At 45.0% G+C, this 20,573-nt stretch carries 20 protein-coding genes and 1 riboswitch; of the genes, 15 read left to right on the top strand and 5 right to left on the bottom strand.

The genetic code is table 11. The annotated features are described in order from the left end of the window. Positions 1-538: 538 nt before the first annotated feature. The 5 genes from DW677_RS14930 to DW677_RS14910 all read right to left on the bottom strand — a co-directional run bounded on the left by DW677_RS14930 (position 539) and on the right by DW677_RS14910 (position 5,199). Positions 539-2,335, bottom strand: coding sequence for a BlaR1 family beta-lactam sensor/signal transducer (locus DW677_RS14930; RefSeq protein WP_117567709.1), 1,797 nt, complete (start codon positions 2,333-2,335; stop codon positions 539-541). Position 2,336: 1 nt separating this feature from the next. After that, positions 2,337-2,723 carry a BlaI/MecI/CopY family transcriptional regulator gene (locus DW677_RS14925; protein ID WP_117567708.1) on the bottom strand — a complete coding sequence of 129 codons (387 nt, stop codon included), beginning with the start codon at positions 2,721-2,723 and terminating at the stop codon, positions 2,337-2,339. A 212-nt stretch (positions 2,724-2,935) separates the two neighbouring features. Then, positions 2,936-3,283, bottom strand: coding sequence for a helix-turn-helix transcriptional regulator (locus DW677_RS14920; RefSeq protein WP_117567707.1), 348 nt, complete (start codon positions 3,281-3,283; stop codon positions 2,936-2,938). Positions 3,284-3,505: 222 nt separating this feature from the next. Then, the gene (locus tag DW677_RS14915) at positions 3,506-4,909 is read right to left on the bottom strand and encodes a relaxase/mobilization nuclease domain-containing protein (RefSeq protein WP_117567706.1); all 1,404 of its coding nucleotides are present in this window, start codon (positions 4,907-4,909) and stop codon (positions 3,506-3,508) included. After that, positions 4,858-5,199: a MobC family plasmid mobilization relaxosome protein gene (locus tag DW677_RS14910; RefSeq protein WP_117567705.1), complete on the bottom strand. Its 342-nt coding sequence runs from the start codon at positions 5,197-5,199 to the stop codon at positions 4,858-4,860. The genes DW677_RS14915 and DW677_RS14910 overlap by 52 nt, the downstream gene beginning before the upstream one ends. A 648-nt stretch (positions 5,200-5,847) precedes the next feature. On the opposite strand from DW677_RS14910, the gene DW677_RS14905 reads away from it, so the two are divergent. The 15 genes from DW677_RS14905 (at position 5,848) to DW677_RS14840 (ending at position 20,535) form a co-directional block, all read left to right on the top strand. After that, positions 5,848-6,177, top strand: coding sequence for an HTH domain-containing protein (locus tag DW677_RS14905; protein WP_117567704.1), 330 nt, complete (start codon positions 5,848-5,850; stop codon positions 6,175-6,177). A 458-nt stretch (positions 6,178-6,635) separates the two neighbouring features. Continuing rightward, a complete protein-coding gene (locus tag DW677_RS18390) occupies positions 6,636-6,776 on the top strand; it encodes a hypothetical protein (protein ID WP_173828750.1) in 141 nt (46 codons plus the stop codon). Beyond that, positions 6,727-6,846 carry an SHOCT domain-containing protein gene (locus tag DW677_RS18875; protein WP_080630485.1) on the top strand — a complete coding sequence of 40 codons (120 nt, stop codon included), beginning with the start codon at positions 6,727-6,729 and terminating at the stop codon, positions 6,844-6,846. The genes DW677_RS18390 and DW677_RS18875 overlap by 50 nt, the downstream gene beginning before the upstream one ends. Before the next feature lie 64 nt (positions 6,847-6,910). Further along, a complete protein-coding gene (locus DW677_RS14895) occupies positions 6,911-8,686 on the top strand; it encodes a recombinase family protein (RefSeq protein ID WP_117567703.1) in 1,776 nt (591 codons plus the stop codon). Between the two features lie 17 nt (positions 8,687-8,703). Then, positions 8,704-9,876: a Fic family protein gene (locus tag DW677_RS14890; RefSeq protein ID WP_117567702.1), complete on the top strand. Its 1,173-nt coding sequence runs from the start codon at positions 8,704-8,706 to the stop codon at positions 9,874-9,876. 1 nt (position 9,877) lies between these two features. Beyond that, positions 9,878-10,111, top strand: a complete 234-nt coding sequence (locus tag DW677_RS14885) for a hypothetical protein (protein WP_015554009.1) — start codon at positions 9,878-9,880, stop codon at positions 10,109-10,111. 2 nt (positions 10,112-10,113) lie between these two features. Next, a complete protein-coding gene (locus DW677_RS14880; RefSeq protein ID WP_117567701.1) occupies positions 10,114-10,656 on the top strand; it encodes a GNAT family N-acetyltransferase in 543 nt (180 codons plus the stop codon). 65 nt (positions 10,657-10,721) lie between these two features. Continuing rightward, positions 10,722-11,267, top strand: coding sequence for a phosphodiesterase (gene yfcE, locus DW677_RS14875; protein ID WP_117567711.1), 546 nt, complete (start codon positions 10,722-10,724; stop codon positions 11,265-11,267). 140 nt (positions 11,268-11,407) lie between these two features. After that, positions 11,408-11,660: riboswitch (cobalamin riboswitch) on the top strand. A gap of 247 nt (positions 11,661-11,907) precedes the next feature. After that, positions 11,908-13,551: an ABC transporter substrate-binding protein gene (locus DW677_RS14870; RefSeq protein WP_117504812.1), complete on the top strand. Its 1,644-nt coding sequence runs from the start codon at positions 11,908-11,910 to the stop codon at positions 13,549-13,551. A gap of 110 nt (positions 13,552-13,661) precedes the next feature. Then, complete coding sequence (locus tag DW677_RS14865) at positions 13,662-14,615, top strand: ABC transporter permease (RefSeq protein WP_117469995.1); 954 nt, start codon at positions 13,662-13,664, stop codon at positions 14,613-14,615. Then, positions 14,612-15,451 carry an ABC transporter permease gene (locus DW677_RS14860; RefSeq protein ID WP_117469996.1) on the top strand — a complete coding sequence of 280 codons (840 nt, stop codon included), beginning with the start codon at positions 14,612-14,614 and terminating at the stop codon, positions 15,449-15,451. The genes DW677_RS14865 and DW677_RS14860 overlap by 4 nt, the downstream gene beginning before the upstream one ends. Before the next feature lie 154 nt (positions 15,452-15,605). Beyond that, positions 15,606-16,577 carry an ABC transporter ATP-binding protein gene (locus DW677_RS14855; protein WP_117567700.1) on the top strand — a complete coding sequence of 324 codons (972 nt, stop codon included), beginning with the start codon at positions 15,606-15,608 and terminating at the stop codon, positions 16,575-16,577. Beyond that, complete coding sequence (locus tag DW677_RS14850; protein WP_117567699.1) at positions 16,570-17,286, top strand: ATP-binding cassette domain-containing protein; 717 nt, start codon at positions 16,570-16,572, stop codon at positions 17,284-17,286. Before DW677_RS14855 ends, DW677_RS14850 begins: the two co-directional genes overlap by 8 nt. A 231-nt stretch (positions 17,287-17,517) precedes the next feature. Then, the gene (locus tag DW677_RS14845) at positions 17,518-19,128 is read left to right on the top strand and encodes a gamma-glutamyltransferase family protein (protein WP_117567698.1); all 1,611 of its coding nucleotides are present in this window, start codon (positions 17,518-17,520) and stop codon (positions 19,126-19,128) included. Positions 19,129-19,359: 231 nt separating this feature from the next. After that, on the top strand, positions 19,360-20,535 hold the full coding sequence (locus tag DW677_RS14840) for a malic enzyme-like NAD(P)-binding protein (protein WP_117470029.1): 1,176 nt from the start codon (positions 19,360-19,362) through the stop codon (positions 20,533-20,535). The last annotated feature ends 38 nt before the right edge of the window (positions 20,536-20,573 follow it).

Genomic DNA, 20,573 nt, shown 5'->3' with positions numbered 1-20,573 from the left:
CCTTACTTAGGTTATTTTACAGAAAAAGTTTCATAGGCTCGTATATTTTGTATGTGTGGCTTTGGCTTATTTTCTTTGTTTTTATTTATTTCCCAAATATAATGCGGCCTTAGCCTATTTGGGTTTTTTAATTATATATACATATATTGATATTGGGGTTTTTATTTTAGGTTTTTTTATGGGAAAAATCATTGTCAAACGCAGCATTGACATTAGCTTTTTGCTGTGCCTAATATATGCATTAATTTCTTTCGGGTTGATGCTCTTGATAGGTTCTCTGAAATACGTTTTTTATGATTATATGTATAGTAACTTTACGTTTACATTTTCAATCTTCATTGAATCATTAGGTGATAGAGATAGTTTGTTTGTTTCAATTGGGACATTGATATCTTTTTTTATTGGAGAAATTGTAGAATACATCAATAATAAATCTAATTCTTGACGTATAGAACTGGATAGTTGAAACGCTTTTATGCATAAAGTGAAAATAAAAAAACGGGCAAAGGATTATAACTATGACCTTTACCCGATATTTTTATTTCCAGATATTCATGTCTGACAAGATAGACATGGTTATTTCAGTTGCGTTGCCTCCGGTAGCATCGCTGTCTGCACCAATGTTGGTAGCAAAAAAGTATGTATTATCTGCAGTTTCGATATAGCCTATAAACCAACCGTTCACATCTTGTCCGTTTACTCGTCCGGTTCCGGTCTTTCCGTAGAATGTTCCGGCATCGGAAGAGGAAAGGCATATGGCATCTTTTACTGCATTGATATTTTCAGGGGCGAAGCCAAGGCTGTTATTCTGCAGCCTGGTTAGAAGTTCGACCTGCTCTATTGGGGAAATCTTCAAGGAAGATTCCATCCAATAAGTGGAGAAATCACCGCTCATGTTCTTATTACCATATCCGATTTCCTTGATATAATCGTAAATGGAAGTAGTACCAAGTTGTTCGTCCACTGATTGGAAGTACCAGTTCACAGATGAAGCCATAGCAGACTGCAAGGTCTGATCAGCGTTCCATGCTTCAAACGGATAGTTTTCTCCATTCCATGCAATAAAAGAATCCTGTGGTGTAATGACACCTTCTTCCAATCCAAATAAAGCATCATATATCTTGTAAGTGGAATCCGGTGCAACTCGTAGCGTAGCATGTTCTATATCATGTATGCTCCAGACATCATTTCTAAGATCGTATAAAACAAAGCTTCCTTCGTATTTTCCAAAGTATTTAGAAAAATCTACATATGAAATATTTTCTGAGGAAGATTCCCATTGGTAGCGACTTTCGTCCGCTGCATATGTAGAAATAAAAGGTGTAAGTCCCATTATTAGAACTGTGGTCAGTATAAAAGCAGTCATGCCTTTTAATTTCTTGCAAAACGTTGGTTTCTCATAAGAGGCAATGTTGATAATGCGACGCTTCATTTGTTTCATGTTTCCGCTAAGGCTGGCAGCAAACGGAAAAGGAGTAATGGAGACCTTTTCTATAAAGTTAATCAGCGTATTTCCATAATTCTCATAATCGTCTTCTTGCAACATTTTCAGAACAGAAGTGTCACAGGCAATTTCTCTGTCATTACGCATTTCTCTTAGCGCAAACCAGACAAAGGGGTTAAACCAATAAAGCACTCCGGCAAAGTTCATAAGATAATTGGCAATGGCATCCTTATGTCTGTAGTGTTGCAGTTCATGTAATAGCATATATCTCATATCAGATTCGTGATAATCTGAGATTAAATGAATTGGAAGATAAATACATGGCTTCAAAAATCCTACGATAATAGGTGATTTCAAAAAAGCGGTACTGTACACAGGAATATTCCTTATTATTTTCATCTCATTCAAACATCTGTTATACAGTCTGCGAACTTTCGGATTCTGAAGGGGAAGTGCAGATCTCTTTATAGTGCGTAAACGAAGAGAAGATTTGATTACCAATATCATCATCACAAGCATTCCCACAATCCATATACTCAATAAAATGTACCCGGTAACGGATGATGTGTCATGGTTTACAGAAAGGGCAAAGTCATTCATCCAATTTGTAGTACCAGATAAATCGGTATTCATAACATTATTTGTACCAACATCGGCATGAGAAGTGGTGGAGTTTTGTACGCTACTGAGCCATGAGAAAATTTGCGGGAAACTAACTAGACGGAAGGGCATAAAAGGTACTGCTAAAAGTCCGAGTAACAGCAACCACAGATTATACTGCATCCGGCTGGACAAGTTGTTTCTGAATACCCATTTGGCTATCAAAAGAATTCCGATGATACCGCTGATCAATACATTGCATAAGAAAAAGCGTATCATGAAATTAGCCATGTTAATCGCCTCCTTTTTTTCCTCTCTTGGATAGAAGAGAGCGAAGCGTTTCTATTTCTGGTTCTGTCAGTTTGTCATTTTCTATGTATGCAGATAACATAGCTGTAATATCCCCGTCATAATAACGATTAAGAAAGGAATTACTTTCTTGGCAAATATATTCACTTTCTTTTACTAATGGAGTATAAACGAAAACACGACTTTGTTTTTCATAAGTGAGTACACCTTTAGTAACAAGACGTTTAATAAGTGTTTGTATCGTTTTAGGACTCCAGCTTGTGGACTGCAGTAATTTTTCTGTTATTTCATTGGTGTTAATTGGAGCATGTTTCCATACGATTTTCATAACTTCATATTCAGCTTCGGAAATCTGCGGCAAGTCACTCATTTAAAATCCCTCCTAAAATCTTACGGTTGTAATAAAAATATTATAAGTTCTAATTTTTCTGCTGTCAATTAAAACAAACAGGTTGATTTAAAATCTTACTTGTGTAATAATTAAAATATTACACAAGTAAGATTTTAGAGAGGAGAAAAAATATAAGTAAAAATAATTGAAAATAAGAAAACCAATAGTGTCAAATAGATTCTATTGGTTTATCAAAGAGTAGGGTTATCTTGTTTTCGCAGTAATTCAAGCAAATAACGAACCATAGGTAACAAATCATTTGCTTCCTGTTCCGTGCAATCATTTATTAAGGTAAAGAGCTTCTGAAGATTTGGCTTCTGGTCGTTGCTATCCGGATAGAAAATCTTATCTGCTGGTATCTTAAGATATGTAATCAATGGATACAGTTTCTCAAATTTCGGATTACCACGTCCGGCTTCGATGTTCAATATAGTGCGTTGATCTAGATTAAGAATTTCTGCCAGCTTTTCCTGTGAAAGACCGAGTTCTGTACGGGCTTCACGTACTGCGTTGGCAAGATTTTGTTTTATATCCTGCATTGTAATTCACCTCGATAGTAGTTTACATTACACATCGACAGGAGTGAATTGCGTTAGAATACAGAGCGAATATGGAGTACAGTACATGATAAAACGAAGGTGGAAAATACGAGAAAAAATGAATATCAGTATAAAAAGCAGCAAGAGCTTACTACACATATCAAGGTGTATCGTAACGAAGTGAAAAACTTCAATGCGATACACCTTTTTTGATGGGCAAAATCAGCGAGTAGTTTTGTCCTTTTCCATTTTTCTGTCATTAGTCTGCTGAACTGACGAACTACGGTTAAGATATTGATTCAGATTATCTAATTTTCTATTGAGAGCATTGATTTCTTTCTCCGCAGATTTATAGGTTTTCTGTAAGGTTTCTTTCTTGGAATACAATGAATTGTATTCGTTACGAAGCTTGTCAATATCAAGAGTTTTAGGGTTCATTCCAAGACGTTTCAACATATTTTCTGCACCGTCATGGAGTAGAAGTTCTGTTTCGTGACTTCGCAGGTAAGCATCCGGATTTTTGGATTTCTGATACCGGACATGATAGATATGATTGGACTGATATTGTTCGGCATATTTCAAAATCTGTCCTAAATCCTTTAACTGATGCTCGGTTTCAACAAGACTGTTTCGTGCATTTTTGGCAAGAACCGACTTGGCTGCAAGCTGCTTTTCCAACTCAGCAATTGATCCTATTTCACTGTAACTGCTGGCAGCAATCTTTAGGTTTTGGATGTCCGCCCAAGCTTTAAGACCGAGATTTTGTTCAAACTTTTCTTCTGAGGTGTCAATAAGCTTTTGGGAAGAAAAATCTTTGACAAGCTGCTTCTTTCTTGTAGGAAATGGAATACGCTTTTTAGGCTGTATCAATTCCTTTGCTTCGATCCGTTCCTTAATTCGTTCTTTGGTGTATTCAGCACCTAAAGAGTTGGCTCTGCCACGGATAAATTGTTCACGGTCAAGTGGTCGGAAAGAGATATATTTTAACGATTTTTCATCAAAGGTTTCACCTTTTATCTCATATCCTTTGGCACGGATAAGGTTAAGAAAGTCCTCATAAGTATCAACAGTTTGGATAGCTTCGTCAATGTCATTTTTGAGCCTGGTTTTCCATGAGGAATTGTTTTTACTGGAGAGCCATTCCTTGTATGTTTTTCCACGCTGGTCAGTTGGTGGCAGGACGGATAATTGATGCTCGGAACACAGCTCATCATTCAGATGTCGGATGTGATAGTAGGTCTTTTTACAGTCATGGTATTTCTCATGATTGATGTTATCTGCAGCACAGAAAATGATGTGGTTATGAACGTGTCCTTTGTCAATGTGGGTGGCTACAATGTAAGAGTATTTTCCTTCCAGAAGTTTATCGGCAAGCTCTATGCCGATTTGATGAGCTTCCTTATAAGATACTTCTCCGGGCATGAATGCCTGAATCAGATGGAAGGCTTTGTTTGGGTCTGCCTGATTGGTTTTTGACAGGGCGAACTTGAAATCAAAAGCAGCAGTTTCCGGACTGCATCCAAAGGAAGAAATGAGGATGTTTTCATCTGTCTTTGCAGGGTTGCAGATGTAATCTACTGCTTTATTGACGGTTGCTTGGATAGCATGGATTTTTGTGATTGCCATACCTGTTTCATCAACTCCTTTACTTCTTTTACATCGGCTTCATAGACGTTGCCCGTGGCGTTCATACGCTTGGCAATCTGGTTCAAATTGTTTCCGATGCGAGAGAGGATTGTATTGTATTCTCGTAGGTGTTCATAGTTTACATCATAGACATATCCGTACAAAATCAGATGCCGGATAAAGGCGGATTTGCTTTTCATATTGGAGGCGTTCCATTTCTGTTCTAGGATGTACTGCTCATCATCGCTCAGATATATTTTCAATTCATTTTGTCTTTCTCTTTTTGCCATTGCTTTGTCCTTTCCCTTCCTTATTTGAAAAGAAGATTTTGTGATATGCCGTATCCGGCGGTGTGGTTTTGAACGTAAAAATTCAGAAATTTCCGTGGAGTAATTGCTGGGTTTTGGAGTGCAAAAGGGGTCAGGGGGATATGCCCCATGCAAGCCAATTTTCTCAAGTTTTTACTTGGAAGAAACTTGGGAAAATGGTGCCTGTGAGGGAACACAGGCAGTGCTTGCTATCTTTGGCAAATTGCCCAGAGGGAATTTGCGAGTTTTAGGCTGCATAGGCAGCCTGTCCAAAACTCATACGGGCGTTACCGCCCATTTATGGACAGCGTCCGGCTGTCCGGCTTCGGAGAACGGCATAGGTAATAAAAAAACTGCCACGGCTCACAGCAGGCATCAGATGCCCGTGAAGCTCCATAGCAGTTTGTGTGTCTTTTTATGAATTTGTGATTTTATCCATAAAAGATTTTAGCAACCAGAAGCTGCAAAGTCAATAAGAGAAAGCAGGAGAGAAAAGAGTATTTATTTTGGGATAAGTTGAATTGATTGTGTCAAAAGCGGTTGCTGGAAAAAGCCTGTTTTAATATGAAAGGTTTTTTCCGGTTCGTTTTTTACAATGAGATTGGAGAATTTACAGAAAGGAGGTAAAGCATGAATACAGCAGATCGAAGAGCTGAAATCATAAATATTCTGCTTGTCAGACGCCGCATTACGGCGAAAGAACTGGCAGACGAATTTCATGTTACGGTTCGCACAATACAAAATGATATTCAGGCTTTATCTCTTGGTTTTCCAATTTATACAAAACAGGGAGGCGATGGTGGGATTTTTGTGGGAGAGAATTATAAGCCATTCATGAATACGCTGACTACTCTTGAGCTGAAAGTTTTACAGGAAATGTATGAACTGGCAGAGGGGATACATAAGAAGGTTTTATTTCAGATTATCTGCAAGTATGGACCGGATAAGCTGGAACTCTAATCTTGTCATTCCGCTAAAGCACATAATTTTTACAACACCGTTCATAGCAGACGGGAGTGTGCTTATGTGCTTTTTGGGCTGATAAGTCCAGAGTTGATTTTATCCAAAATGCAGGCAGGAGCCTGAGAATGTACCTTGACAATTTCATATAAAAATGCGTACAGGACGTGTGGAATATGTGGAGCCACTATGCGGACACGCCAAGAGATACCTGCTTTCTTTTATAAGAGAAGGTTCATACGAAGGAATACTGAAATCTGGTATTGAAGTTAAGGTAAGTAGCGAGGGATGTCTGGCAAAATGTGCAGCAGTTGCACGGGGCAAAGATACATATTTTTGATAATGATACTTCCGGAGAAATCTGGTCAATTTGGATGACGGTGCGATACCGATGTGGGCAGAGTAATGACCTGTCACCTGTATGGATTTTTTGTTATCTGCTGATGAGAGATAGGAGCATGGGTTCCTGTTTATCATGGGCAGATAAAGTGCTGCCTATAGAATTTGGAGGTGGATATTATAGAAAAGAAAAAGTTGCTGAGATACAGTATGCAATTGTCTATGTTAAGGCAACTGTTGAGTATGAAGCTAATCAATGATTTTGAATATGAAAAAATAAAGAAACGCTTGATGAGAGATTATGGTGTGGTATCCAATATTACGACTTGACTTACTGCCTGTATTGCAATATAATAATTATGCACACTACGGTGGGAACACAAAAGGAGGAAATATGGAAGTAGAAGTTATTAAAGCCAATAATCCATTTGACGAATCTTCCAAAGTAAGGAAGGTTGACCGCCTGAGAGTAGCTGCATATTGTCGTGTAAGCACAGATGATGAGGATCAGATAAAGAGTTATAATTCAATGGTTAAATACTATACTGATTTTATTCAGAATAATAAGCAATGGGTATTTGCAGGTGTGTATGCAGATAAAGCTATTACAGGAACAAAGGTGGATAAAAGAGAAGATTTTCAACGGTTGATACAAGACTGTATGGATGGTAAGATTGATATGGTTATTGCAAAAAGTCTTCCACGTTTCGCCAGAAATACATTGGACACATTAAAATATGTCAGAATGTTAAAGGAAAGAGGCATTGCAGTTTATTTTGAAGTAGAAAAGATAAACACCATGAAAGATGGCGAATTCCTTATGACTATATTAAGCTCTGTTGCACAGCAGGAAGTTGAGAATACTTCGGCTTATGTGAAAAAGGGTTTGAAGATGAAAATGAAACGTGGGGAGTTAGTCGGATTTCAAGGTTGTCTAGGTTATGATTATGATGTTGAAACAAAATCTCTTTCAATCAATGAAGAGGGTGCTGAGGTAGTAAGATATATCTTTGATAGGTATGTTGCTGGTGCAGGCAGTACCATGATTGCGAGAGAATTGAACGAGCAGGGGATAACGACCATAAAGGGAAATGATTGGACATCATCGAGCGTAATGGGAATTATCAACAATGAGAAATACAAAGGCGATATTTTGCTGGGAAAGACATTTACGGTCGATCCTATTTCAAAGAGAAGATTAGAAAATCTTGGAGAAGAAGATAGATTTTATATCAAAGATCACCATGAGCCGATTGTTTCAGAAGAAACCTTTGCTAGAGCACAGGAAATCAGAGAACGCAGAAATGGTGGAAGAAAATCCCCTACACCGGGGAAACGAGAAAAATATAGCAGACAGTATGCATTTAGCTGTATGTTGGAATGTGGTTTCTGCGGAGCAAGTCTTTCCAGACGAAGATGGCATAGCAGTTCAAAATACAAGAAAACAATATGGCAATGTGTAAAGTCAACGAAAAGTGGCAAAAGATATTGTCCGGATAGTAAAGGAATACCAGAACAGGTAATAGAAGAAGCTTTTATTGAATCCTATAAAATGCTTTGTTCTGATAATAAAGATGTATTAGAAGAATTTATTACAAGAGTTGAAAAAACTTTGAGTGAGGATACTGCAAGAGATAAACTTATGAAATATCAGAAAAGTGCAGATAATCTTCAAACGAAGCGGAAGGCACTTTTGGAGAAATACTTAGAAGGAATTGTTTCACAGGATATATACGAAGAAACAGATGTTGGATATGAGAGAAAGTTATCCGACATAAGAGCGAATATAGAAATGCTGGAACAACAAATGGAAGATGAGGTATCTCTGAAACGACGAGTGGAGGATTTTAAGAAAGCATTATCACAAAATGAAGTGCTTCAAGAGTTTGACAGAGGTATTTTTGAAAGTATTATTGAAAAAGTCATAGTCGGTGGCTATGATGAAGATGGAAACAAAGATCCCTATAAAATTACTTTTATATATAAAACAGGATTTAGAAACGAGGTTGGAAACGCAAAACAGCGTTTTGACAAGACAAAGAGCGTAGGGGATAAGGCAAAAGAATTGTGTTCCCATATCGCAGACGAGGTAAAAGATGTGTGTTCCTATGTTAGTGACAACACATGTGGAGACGGTAGCGTTATTAACGAAAAAATGCCTACACTGTAATTAGTTGGGAGATGAAAATGAATCAGGATCCTTTCAAAGAATATATAAGAGAATCAGAACCGAATAAGCGTGAAAAAGGCTATGCATGGCAGACAGCAATTGGGCTGCAGGCAGTAGATGGGCTGAAAACGTCAAAATATCTGATCGATACTGCGATTCGGAATATCGAAGGTGATATTTCAATTGATGAGGTAAATTCGCTTTTAAATAGCTACTATGAAGAAAACCCAAAACAGGATCCTGGAGACAGAACGGAGGAAGCGGATAAGGTTTCTGTCCGGATCGTAAAGGTCTTGTCAGAAACGGGTTTTAGTTTTACTCCAAATGAATATATCTCGATTCATAAAAAACTATTTACTGGAATCTACAGACACGCCGGAAAGATCAGGGATTATAACATCACAAAAAAAGAGTGGGTATTAGACGGAGAAACAGTTCTTTATGGAAATGCATCTGAACTCCGTGATACGTTGGAATATGACTTCTCCGAAGAAAGAACATTCAGCTATAAAGGTCTGTCGATCAATGAAATAATTCATCATCTGGCAGTGTTTGTCTCAAGGTTATGGCAAATCCATATTTTTGAGGAAGGAAATACCAGAACGACGGCAGTATTTTTTATCAAGTATTTAAGAACGCTGGGATTTGATGCCACCAATGATATATTTGCCGAGAATGCATGGTATTTTAGAAATGCATTGGTGCGGGCAAATTATAATAATTTTAAAATTGGGATTCATGAAACAACAGAGTATTTAGAGCTATTTCTGCGAAATCTGTTATTGAATGAAGAAAATGAACTGCATAATCGTGTCATGCATATCAGCGGAAAGTTTGTGATTCCTCCAAAAGCGAACGATGAGAGTATAAAAGCGAACATTGAAATGCAAAAAGTGAACGATAAGAGTATAAAAGCGAACATTCGTAAACAGATTGGAAAAATAATTCCTGGATTATCAGATAAAACAGTGGACCATATTCTGCGTATATATGAAGCATACGGAACAGCAGAAGCGTTTGGAAGAAAAGATATAATGCTGTTGACAGGATTAAAAGCAACCAGAGCATCAGAAGTAATAAAGTTATTGATAAGCGCAGAGATCATTGAAACGGTCAAAGGGCATGGAAAAGGAAAATATTGTTTTATAAAAAAGTTAAGTGAAAAGCCAGATTATGAGGGGAGTGTGTAAAATGAAAAACGAACAGGAATACATCATTCTCCAGATTCAGGAGGATGACTATGGCTGTGAGGAACGCCCTGTAGGGGCAAAGAGAACAGTTTTCGTCCGGCTGAAAGACGCTAAGGAAAACGAGAGGATGATCCGTCAGGAAGATGACTGGCTTTATGAGCAGGGGATTGATGAAGGTGATCTGGTAGTATTAACGGAGAATCACCTGTATAAAAAATGGAAGGGAGATAAATAAAGATGGAATTACAGACAGAACGCCTGATTTTAAGACCATGGAAGGAGAGCGATGCGGAGAGCTGCTACGAATATGCAAAAGACCCGCAGGTCGGTCCGGAAGCAGGATGGCCGATGCATACGAGTGTGGAGAACAGCAGAGAGATCATCCGGGAAGTTTTATCGGCGGATGGAACGTATGCGGTGGTTTTAAAGAGCACCGGAAAGCCGGTGGGCTGTGCAGGCCTTACAGTGGGCGAGGCATGCAATATGCCGGTACCAGAAGATGAGGGAGAGATCGGCTGCTGGCTGGGAACTCCGTACTGGGGGCAGGGAATCATCCCGGAGGCGGTAAAGGAGCTGATTCGGTACGGATTTGAAGAACTGGGGCTGAAACGAATCTGGTACGCATATTTTGACGGGAATGAAAAATCGAAGCGCGTGGCAGAAAAATGCGGCTTCCGGTATCATCATACGAACAAGGATCTGGAGTGGAAATTGTTAAATAAAACAGTGACAGAACATGTCCATGTGCTTGAAAAAAACGACAGGAACGATGAAATCTAAAGAAGGCAAGAGCAGCATGGAGATAGATGCGCTGATCTGTAAAAGGAAAGGAATCTGCTGAAATGATAAAACTCATGATCGCGTCCGACATCCACGGCTCCGCGTACTACTGCAAAAAGATGCTGGAGGCATTCGACCGGGAGCAGGCGGAACGTCTCCTGCTTCTGGGCGATATTTTATACCACGGACCGAGAAACAACCTCCCGAAAGAGTACGACCCAAAGGAAGTCATCAAAATGTTAAATGAGCGGAAAAACAGGATCTTCTGCGTCCGCGGAAACTGTGATACCGAAGTGGACCAGATGGTTCTGGAATTCCCGATCCTCGCGGATTACGCAGTGATCCCAACGGCGGACCGCCTGATCTACGCCGCCCATGGCCACCACTTTAACTTAAAACAGCTCCCTCCGCTTCAACCAGGGGACATTCTCCTCCACGGACATACCCACATCCCGGCCTGGGAATCGTTCGGCGACGGAAACCTGTACCTGAATCCGGGTTCCGTGTCGATTCCGAAAGCGGAGAGCGAGCACAGTTACATGATCCTACAGGATGGGGTAGTTGTCTGGAAAGATCTGGACGGTGAGATCTACCATAGTCAGAAACTGTAGTTTCTGTGGGTGAAAAACCGGCTAAAAATCTTATAAATACTGTTATTACGGATAAAACGGGAACGGATCAAAAAATCTGTCCCCGTTTTTTATAGAGCCTATTGCATAATAATTTCTGTAATGCTAAAATATCTCCCATAACAATCGAAGAGGCATCCGGTGCTGCTGCCGCTGTGAAAAAGTTCATGAGAACAGGCGGACAGCAGGTAAAAGGGAAACAGGTGGAAGGCCTGTACGATCTCGTCACTGTGAGCAGGGAATACAAGACCATGCGCGAAAGCGCGGTCACTGAGGAAGAAGGACAGTTGGATAAACTGTCGTGAAAGCTTTGGGAAGGCGGTTTTGTGTGATGATCTGTAAGTCAGGAAACCTGCCGGACTGCTGGTACAGGAAGAAAATTTCCAGGTCACGAGGCATTGATCGTACCGTTTATATGTCGGCTGATTCCAGCGGACATCTTTTTCTGATGCATATGCATTTCGGTATTTGAAAATTCTCAGATGGAACATCTCCATACCAACTCCGAAGTTATAAATAAAATACAGCTATCCATCAGCCCTGTACAATTACCGGGTCGGTTACAGATAAGGATAGGCCGGGAGGCAAAACAATTCAATATTTACACAACCTGGAGGAGAACATGAAGAAGAAACATGCAAGTCTGCTCTTAGCGGCAGCAATGGCGGCATCCGTAATCTCAGGATGCGGAAACAGCGCGAACAACAGTGCGGCAGAGACAGAAAAGACAGAGACAATTGCAGCGGCAGCGACAAGTGCAGCGGAGGAAACAACAGCAGCTGAGGCAGCGGAAGACACAGAGAAAAACGAGACAGATGAGGTCGTTATTGCGACTCCGCGTGACGCTGTACAGGGAAGCGGAGACGCTTACTACTGTTGGGAAGGCGCTTATGTATGGGAAGCTCTCACAGCGAACAACGGCGGCGTGATCGATCCGTGGCTCGCAAAATCCTGGGAGCACAACGATGACTGTACCGAGTGGACATTCAACCTGCGGGATGACGCGTATTTTACAGACGGTGTCCAGTTTGATGCTGATGTATGCTTAAAGAATATCGAGCGTTGGGGTCATGGAATTACCTCCACATATACGACACTCAGTATCGAGAAATCTCTCCCGAACCTCGATAAGATGGAAAAAGTCGATGATTTCACCGTAAAATTCACCTTCACACAGCCGATCACAACGCTTGAGTATGTCCTTTCCGACTACGGCAGCCCGATGTACAGCCCGAACTGCTTCGACGAGGAGACAGGCGTGATCTCCGACTACGCGATCGGTACAGGCCCATACAAGATCGTTGACCATGTAGAGTCCGAGTATGTGACACTTGAGAGAAACGACAATTACTACGGCGAGAACGGCAAGGTAAAGACCTTCAAGATCCGCTGCATCCCGGATGCAGAGACACGTGTATCTGCATTAAAATCCGGTGAAGTTATGGGACTTGCGGACAACGGCGCGATCACCATGGACGCTGCAAAGAACCTCTGCGACACAGACTCCAGCTTCGAGATGGACAGCACTCCGAGCCATATGACCGAGTACATCATGTTCAACGATAAAAATGAGTACCTTGCGGACAAGCGGATGAGAGAGGCATTCAACCTCGCAACAGACCGCGACAGCATCTGCAGCGTGATCTATGGCGGACTTTTACAGCCGGCATACTCCTTCTTGAGCACCCAGTCTACATTCCATCTGGATATTCAGGGAACTTATGACATGGAGCAGGCAAAAGCCCTCGCAAAAGAGGTTCTCGGCGACAAAACTGTGGACATGACCATGATCATCCGTTCCAGCACTGCATCTGACTACAACTGCAAGGCGGTTGCAGAGTATTTAAAGCAGGTTTACGCTGAACTCGGCGTCAACATCAACATCGAGATCGTAGATTCCTCCCTCTATAAAGAGAGACAGCAGGAAGGCACCTACGACATGACACTCACCGTATTCGGAATCAACAACGCAGATCCGACTTCCACATTTAAGCAGTACTTCGCAAGCGAAGGAAACAGCAACAAGACATTAAATTACAACTATTATAACGAGAAGATCGATGAGCTCGTTGCAAAAGCTCCGACGATCGCTGACGTGGAAGAGCGCAGCAAGATCTATGATGAGATCCAGCAGGAACTCTTCGATGACAGCGCATGCGTTCCGATCTGCTACCAGATCAACGTTAACATCCATAACAAAGCGATCACACACTACGCAGGAAAGACCTTCGGTGTCGGCCTTCCGACAATTTCCTGGGTAAAATAATATCTGAGAGCGATCCGGCGGGTCAGATATCCGCCGGTCAGGCAGATAAGACATGAATTTGGCAGGACTGTCTGAAAAAGGCAGTTCTGCTGTTTTTGAAAGGAACACATATGGCACTTTTAAAGTACATTCTGAAAAAAATGCTGATGCTCTTGCCGGTACTCGTCGGAATCAGTATCATTGCCTTTGCGCTTGGGATCATGTCGCCGGGGGATCCGGTGGACCAGGTGCTGAATCCAAATGGAAATGAATCCTACACGCAGGCGGAGTATGATGCCATGGCGGCAAAAATGGGCCTGGACCAGCCGGCGGTAGTCCAGTATTTCAACTGGGTCGACGGTCTGGCGCACGGCGACCTGGGCCGCTCATTTTTCACGAATAAAAGTGTCATGGACCAGCTCGCGAAGCGGATCCCGATCTCGTTAAAGCTGGCTGGTTTCAGCATAATCTTAACGATCGTCTTCGGCGTGGGATCTGGTGTCCTGATGGCGGTGAAAAAAGACCGGCTGCTGGACCATGTTCTGGGGACATTTTCCACAGTGGCCCTGTCCGTCCCCGGCTTCTGGATCGCCATCGTCCTGATCTTCATCTTTGCCGAACAGTGGAAGATCCTGCCCAGCAGCGGAATCTCTGACGGCTCCGGCTTTATTCTCCCGGCAATCACGCTGGCACTCCCGAGTATCGGAGTCTGCGCGAGACTGACACGGAGCGCGATCCTTGATGAGATCGGACGCCAGTATATGACCGTGGCTGACGCGAAAGGCATGAGCCGCCGCCGCGCGGTGATCCGCCACGCCTTCGGAAACGCCCTGATCCCGATCATCACCTATCTGGGAAACCATATGGCGGGTATCATCGGCGGCGCGTCCATCGTGGAGACGATCTTCGCGATCCCCGGAATCGGAAGCTACGCTATCGCAGGCGTGCAGTCGAAAGACTACTATGTGGTCCAGGCCTACGTTCTGTTCTCCGGATGCATCTATGTGCTGACAAATATCCTGATCGATCTGATCTACATCGCGCTGGATCCAAAGATCCGTGCGGGAGAGGCGGTGGAATCATGAGAAAATTAAAAGAACCCCGTCTGACCGTGAAGGCGAAGACCGGTCTTGTGCTCTTATTTATCATTCTTCTCACCAGCGTCCTGGCACCGGTTCTCGCGCCTTATGATCCGTTGGTATCGAACCTGTCAGAGGCGCTTCAGAAACCGTCGGCTGCGCACCTTTTAGGCACCGATAATATCGGCAGGGACACCCTGAGCCGTGTTCTCTACGGCGGAAGACAGTCCATTCTTCTCGCACTGGCTGCGACGGTGCTCTCCATGCTGCTCGGCTTTGTTCTTGGACTCTTCGCGGGATATTTCGGCGGCTGGATCGACGGAGTCATCACGACGATTTCCAGCATCTTCCAGGGACTTCCGGGCCTGACACTTATGATCGCTGTGGCAGGTCTCCTGGGACAGGGCGTGAAGAGCATGCTGATCGCTATCGTGATCAACTCCTGGGTAGGTTTTTCCAGGATCGCCCGTGGCGAGGTCATGAAATTAAAGCAGGAGAGCTTTATCAAGGGACTTAAGACCATCGGAGCCAGTGATCTCAGGATCCTGTTTCTCCACATTTCGCCCAATATCCTTGGAACCTTATGCGTGCTCTTTGCCACAAGAATTGCCGGAAACGTGATCTCCGTGGCATCCATGAGCTATCTGGGTCTGGGACTCCAGCCGCCGACACCGGACTGGGGCGTTATGATCAACGACGCGAGGCAGTATTTCCGCCAGGAACCGCTGCTCGTCGTCGCGCCGGGGCTCTGTATTTTACTGCTTTCCCTGAGCATCAACCTTCTCGCGGATGAGCTGCGTGACCGGCTGGATGTGAGGAAAGATGTCATGAAGAACATGTAGTGCCAGGGAAATGATCCGCTGTAAGCCCGCCTGAGAAATTTAACGCTTAACGTTGTTGAAGGAAGCTCGGATCACGAAAATTTATGAGCAGCGTGAGCGTGCAAAGTACAGGGGCTGATAGCAGATACAGAGCACAGAGAATGGGGAAGATTAAATGGAAGATAGAAAAGAATGGAAAACAGGAGAAAAAAGCGACATTGAGATCCGGAATCTCTCCGTCTCCTTCCAGGACGGCGGCGAGACGGTACATGCCATGGAGGGCGTCAACGCGTACTTCCCGGCGGGCAGTGTCACCGGACTCATCGGGGAGAGCGGCAGCGGAAAATCACTTCTCGGCATGTCCATTTTAGGACTTCTCTCCGGTCAGGCGAAGGTGGAAGGAACCTGCATGTATAAGGGCATGGATCTGTACCGGCTGCCGGAAAAGGAGATGCAGGAGATCCGCGGAAAAGAGATCGCCCTGATCCCACAGAATCCCACGGAGTCGTTAAACCCGATCCGGAGAATCGGAAAACAGCTCACGGAGTGCATGACTGTCCATGGAAATAAGGATAAAGAACTCGCAAATTCCCGGCGGGATGAGTTCCTGCGCCGGTTTGGATTCGCTGACCCGGACCGGATCAGCCGCGCCTACTCCTTTCAGCTCAGCGGCGGCATGAACCAGCGTGTGATCTCCGCCATGGGACTCATGAACCGGCCGAAGTGGGCCATCGCCGATGAGCCGACAAAAGGTCTGGACGCCATCTTAAGGCGGCAGGTCTACCAGGTACTGAAGGAGATCTCCGAGACGGACACCGAAGGAATGATCGTGATCACCCACGATATCGCCCTGGCGGGCGTGCTCTGCGACCGGCTGATGGTGCTCTATAAAGGAAGTATTATGGAGGTCGGGGACACGAGGACGATCCTGGAACATCCGGCTCACCCGTACACGAAAGGACTGGTCGCGTCGCTTCCGGCGAAAGGAATGAACCCCATCGGGCGCGCGGTGAGGAAGAACGAAGGAAACTCCGGCTGCAGTTTTTATCCGCGATGTCCGTATGCGGCGGACGCCTGCAAAAACGGGTCGCTCCCGGAGGCGGAGCTTCCGGATGGACGGAAAGTGAGGTGTGTCCTGTATGCTTAAGGTCAGCCATATCTGCAAGACATTTACGGGCGGAATCATCAGGAAGACCCGTGTGGATGCGGTAAAAGATGTGTCCTTTACGATTTGCAACGGGGAGACATTCGGAATTGTCGGGAATTCCGGCTGTGGAAAGTCCACGATCGCCAACATGCTGCTCTCCCTGATCAAGCCGGATTCCGGCACCATCGAGATCGACGGGACGATCCAGATCATCTTCCAGCACCCGGAAACATCCTTAGATCCGGCCAAAAAGATCGGTTACAGTTTGGAAGAGCCGATGATCATCCATAAAATGTATGACAAAGACGGAAGAAAGAAACGTGTAAAAGAGCTTTTGGACCTGGTAGACCTCGGGGAAGAACTTCTGGACCGCTATCCACACCAGATCAGCGGAGGCGAGGCACAGCGCATCATGATCGCCAGGGCTCTCTCCCTGGATCCAAAGATCCTGATCCTGGACGAGCCTACCAGCATGCTGGATGTCTCCGTGCAAGCCCAGGTCATGACACTCTTAAAGGAGCTCCAGGAAAAACTGGGTCTCAGCTACCTGTTCATCTCCCACGACCTCGATGTGGTCCGCTGGTTCTGCGATGAGATCGCGGTCATGGAAGAAGGAAAATTCGTGGAGACCGGCCGGACGGAGGATGTGATCGGGCATCCGAAGGCGGAATTTACGAAGAGGCTGGTGGAGAATTTTATATTAGAGTAGAAGCTGCGGTGCGGGAAAAAGTTCCTGCACCGTTTTTGTATGACGAGACAAAGCAGAAGATCGTGAAAAGTCTGCCTGTGACATGAAAATATGTTGGGGCACATTATCTTTTTACAGATTGACATTTAATACGTTAAAGTGGTACGATTTCGACATATAGATCTATAATCCACGCAGCTGGAACAGGCGATGACCTGTTTGCAGAAAATAATAGACCTGGAGGAGAAAACTATGCTGAAATTTGACACGCTGAAAAACGACTATCCATCGCGAAGAAGCGTGATATACGGCCGGAAAGGCATGGTCTGCACGAGCCAGCCGCTGGCGGCACAGGCGGGGCTTGATATCATAAAACAGGGAGGAAATGCCATTGACGCGGCGATCGCCACAGCGGCCTGTATGACCGTGCTGGAGCCGACCTCCAACGGGATCGGAAGCGATGCCTTTGCCCTGGTCTGGACGAAAGGGGAGCTTCACGGCCTCAATGCCAGTGGAAGAGCGCCCATGGCGATCACGGCAGAGAAGGTAAAAAAGCAGGGATACACCGCGATGCCGAAGCGTGGCTGGATTCCGGTGATGGTCCCAGGCGCTCCTTCGGCCTGGGCAGAGCTCTCGGAAAAGTTTGGAAGACTGACGCTTGAGAAGGTGATGGAGCCGGCAGTTACATACGCGAGAGAGGGATATCCGGTGAGTCCGGTGATCTCAAAGCTTTGGAACAATGCATACAAGGAATTTTCCGGGACACTCAAGGACGAGTGCTTTAAGCCCTGGTTCGACACGTTCGCCCGGGACGGACATGCCTCACAGCCGGGAGAGATTTGGAAATCGGAAGCTCATGCGAAGACGTTAGAAAAGATCGCGAAAACTCACGCAAAGGCGTTCTATCAGGGAGAACTTGGGGATCAGATCGACGCATATTCGAGAAAGACCGGCGGTTATCTCCGAAAATCGGACTTGGAGAACTACTGGTGTGAGTGGGTAAAGCCGATCCATGTAAATTACCGGGGATATGATGTCTGCGAGATCCCGCCGAACGGGGACGGAATCATCGCGCTGATGGCGTTAAATATCCTGAAAGGATATTCCTTCACGGACCGAAGCTGTGTGGACACGGTGCACAAGCAGCTGGAGGCGATGAAGCTGGCATTCGCGGACGGCAACCGGTATGTGGCGGATCCGGGGTATATGCGCGCGCCGGTGGAGACGCTTCTGTCGGATGAATACGCGGCAGAGCGGAGATCCCTGATCGGGGAAATGGCGCAAGATCCGGAGCCAGGCGATCCGTTCCGCGGCGGAACGATCTATCTCTGCACGGCGGACGGGGAAGGAAACATGGTCTCCTACATCCAGAGCAACTATATGGGATTTGGCTCCGGCATCGTGATCCCGGGGACAGGAATCGCGCTGCAGAACCGCGGGGCAAATTTTACTCTGGACGAGGACATGGAAAACTGCCTGGGACCGGGAAAGAAGTCCCTTCACACGATCATTCCGGGATTTCTGATGAAGGATGGAAAAGCTGTGGGGCCGTTCGGCGTCATGGGTGGTTTCATGCAGCCCCAGGGACATGTGCAGGTAATCATGAACACGCTGGATTTCATGATGAATCCGCAAGAGACTTTAGATGTGCCCAGATGGCAGTGGGTCGGCGGAAAGAAGATCCAGGTGGAGAAAACATTTCCGGCGGAGATCGTGGAAGAACTGAAGCGCCGCGGACATGAGATGGAAGTTCTGGAGAGTTCCCTGACCTTTGGCCGTGGACAGATTATCTGGCGGGATGAGAACGGCGTGCTCTGTGGGGCGACGGAGCCGCGGGCGGACGGTTCGGTGGCGGTGTGGTAATACAGCATCTCTGCCAAGAAAGAGCGAGTGGGAAAACACAGTAAAAAGCAGTTTCCTTTTTAAAGTGATTGTGGTAAACTCGAAATTAAGCAGATAAAGAACTGTTAGGAAAAGATACATTGAAATAGCATGAAAGAATATGGCTGTCAGAAATGGCAAAATGTAAGCCATTCTGGATATGAAACGGAAAGACAGTTCAGCAACGAAAACGAATTCGCAGGAGGAAGCGCAATGAATTTCAATGAAGCAGCGTTAAAGCTCCATGAGGAACATCATGGAAAGATCGAAGTTGTCAGCAAGGTTCCGGTAAAGACGAGAGATGACTTAAGCACAGCCTATACACCAGGCGTTGCGGAGCCGTGCAGAAAGATCCATGATAATAAGAAAGACGTTTACAAATACACCGCAAAGGGCAATCTGGTAGCGGTTGTCTCCGACGGAACCGCAGTTTTAGGCCTCGGAAACATCGGACCGGAAGCCGCTATGCCGGTTATGGAAGGAAAGGCAGTCCTCTTTAAAGAGTTCGGCGGCGTTGACGCGTTCCCGATCTGCCTTGACACCACAGACACAGAAGAGATCATCAAAGCAGTAAAATACATCGCTCCGTGCTTCGGCGGAATCAACCTGGAAGACATTGCTTCCCCGAAGTGCTTCGAGGTAGAGGCGCGCCTGGAGAAAGAGCTCGATATCCCGGTATTCCACGATGACCAGCACGGTACCGCTGTTGTCGTTACGGCAGCCCTCTTAAATGCATTAAAAGTTGTCGGAAAGAAGATCGATGAGATCCATGTCGTATTAAACGGACCGGGATCTGCCGGAACCGCGATCATCAAGATGTTGCTTGCGACAGGCGTAAAGAACATCATCGCATGTGATGAGAACGGAATCCTCTACAAAGACCGCGGAGTCGGCATTAAAGATCACAAGAAGATGCTCTGCGATATCACAAACCTTGAGGATAAGCGCGGAACACTGGCTGATGCCCTCGTCGGTGCGGACGTATTTATCGGTGTGTCCGTAGCAGGCGCACTGAAACCGGAAATGATCAAAACAATGGCGAAGGATCCGATCGTATTCGCAATGGCAAACCCGAACCCGGAGATCATGTACGATGAGGCGATGGCAGCAGGTGTAAAGGTTATGGGAACCGGCCGCTCCGATTTTCCAAACCAGATCAACAACGTCCTCGCGTTCCCGGGAATCTTCCGCGGCGCGTTAGACTGCGGCGCAAGAGACATCAACTATGATATGAAAGTAGCTGCAGCCCAGGCCATCGCAGAACTCGTAACACCGGATAAACTCTCCGCAGAGTACATTATCCCAGGTGCCCTCGAAGAAGGCGTTGCGGAGCATGTCGCAAAGCGTGTGGCTGAGGCGGCTGTGAAGTCCGGCGCGATCCGTAAGTAATAAAAAATATCAAATGATAAATTTCATAGAATGATCAT

Origin of the sequence: Clostridium sp. AM25-23AC, assembly GCF_003435125.1 — a bacterium.
Taxonomy (GTDB): domain Bacteria; phylum Bacillota; class Clostridia; order Lachnospirales; family Lachnospiraceae; genus Pilosibacter; species Pilosibacter fragilis.
The sequence above is the reverse complement of the archived record's forward strand: the minus strand, read 5'-3'. Positions and strand labels throughout refer to the sequence as shown.

Bases quoted from the DNA above. Each gene is read 5' to 3' on its own strand.
- DW677_RS14930 (WP_117567709.1), bottom strand. From the start codon at position 2,335: ATGGCTAATTTCATGATACGCTTTTTCTTATGCAATGTATTGATCAGC.
- DW677_RS14925 (WP_117567708.1), bottom strand. From the start codon at position 2,723: ATGAGTGACTTGCCGCAGATTTCCGAAGCTGAATATGAAGTTATGAAA.
- DW677_RS14920 (WP_117567707.1), bottom strand. From the start codon at position 3,283: ATGCAGGATATAAAACAAAATCTTGCCAACGCAGTACGTGAAGCCCGT.
- DW677_RS14915 (WP_117567706.1), bottom strand. From the start codon at position 4,909: ATGGCAATCACAAAAATCCATGCTATCCAAGCAACCGTCAATAAAGCA.
- DW677_RS14910 (WP_117567705.1), bottom strand. From the start codon at position 5,199: ATGGCAAAAAGAGAAAGACAAAATGAATTGAAAATATATCTGAGCGAT.
- DW677_RS14905 (WP_117567704.1), top strand. From the start codon at position 5,848: ATGAATACAGCAGATCGAAGAGCTGAAATCATAAATATTCTGCTTGTC.
- DW677_RS18390 (WP_173828750.1), top strand. From the start codon at position 6,636: ATGGGTTCCTGTTTATCATGGGCAGATAAAGTGCTGCCTATAGAATTT.
- DW677_RS18875 (WP_080630485.1), top strand. From the start codon at position 6,727: ATGCAATTGTCTATGTTAAGGCAACTGTTGAGTATGAAGCTAATCAAT.
- DW677_RS14895 (WP_117567703.1), top strand. From the start codon at position 6,911: ATGGAAGTAGAAGTTATTAAAGCCAATAATCCATTTGACGAATCTTCC.
- DW677_RS14890 (WP_117567702.1), top strand. From the start codon at position 8,704: ATGAATCAGGATCCTTTCAAAGAATATATAAGAGAATCAGAACCGAAT.
- DW677_RS14885 (WP_015554009.1), top strand. From the start codon at position 9,878: ATGAAAAACGAACAGGAATACATCATTCTCCAGATTCAGGAGGATGAC.
- DW677_RS14880 (WP_117567701.1), top strand. From the start codon at position 10,114: ATGGAATTACAGACAGAACGCCTGATTTTAAGACCATGGAAGGAGAGC.
- DW677_RS14870 (WP_117504812.1), top strand. From the start codon at position 11,908: ATGAAGAAGAAACATGCAAGTCTGCTCTTAGCGGCAGCAATGGCGGCA.
- DW677_RS14865 (WP_117469995.1), top strand. From the start codon at position 13,662: ATGGCACTTTTAAAGTACATTCTGAAAAAAATGCTGATGCTCTTGCCG.
- DW677_RS14860 (WP_117469996.1), top strand. From the start codon at position 14,612: ATGAGAAAATTAAAAGAACCCCGTCTGACCGTGAAGGCGAAGACCGGT.
- DW677_RS14855 (WP_117567700.1), top strand. From the start codon at position 15,606: ATGGAAGATAGAAAAGAATGGAAAACAGGAGAAAAAAGCGACATTGAG.
- DW677_RS14850 (WP_117567699.1), top strand. From the start codon at position 16,570: ATGCTTAAGGTCAGCCATATCTGCAAGACATTTACGGGCGGAATCATC.
- DW677_RS14845 (WP_117567698.1), top strand. From the start codon at position 17,518: ATGCTGAAATTTGACACGCTGAAAAACGACTATCCATCGCGAAGAAGC.
- DW677_RS14840 (WP_117470029.1), top strand. From the start codon at position 19,360: ATGAATTTCAATGAAGCAGCGTTAAAGCTCCATGAGGAACATCATGGA.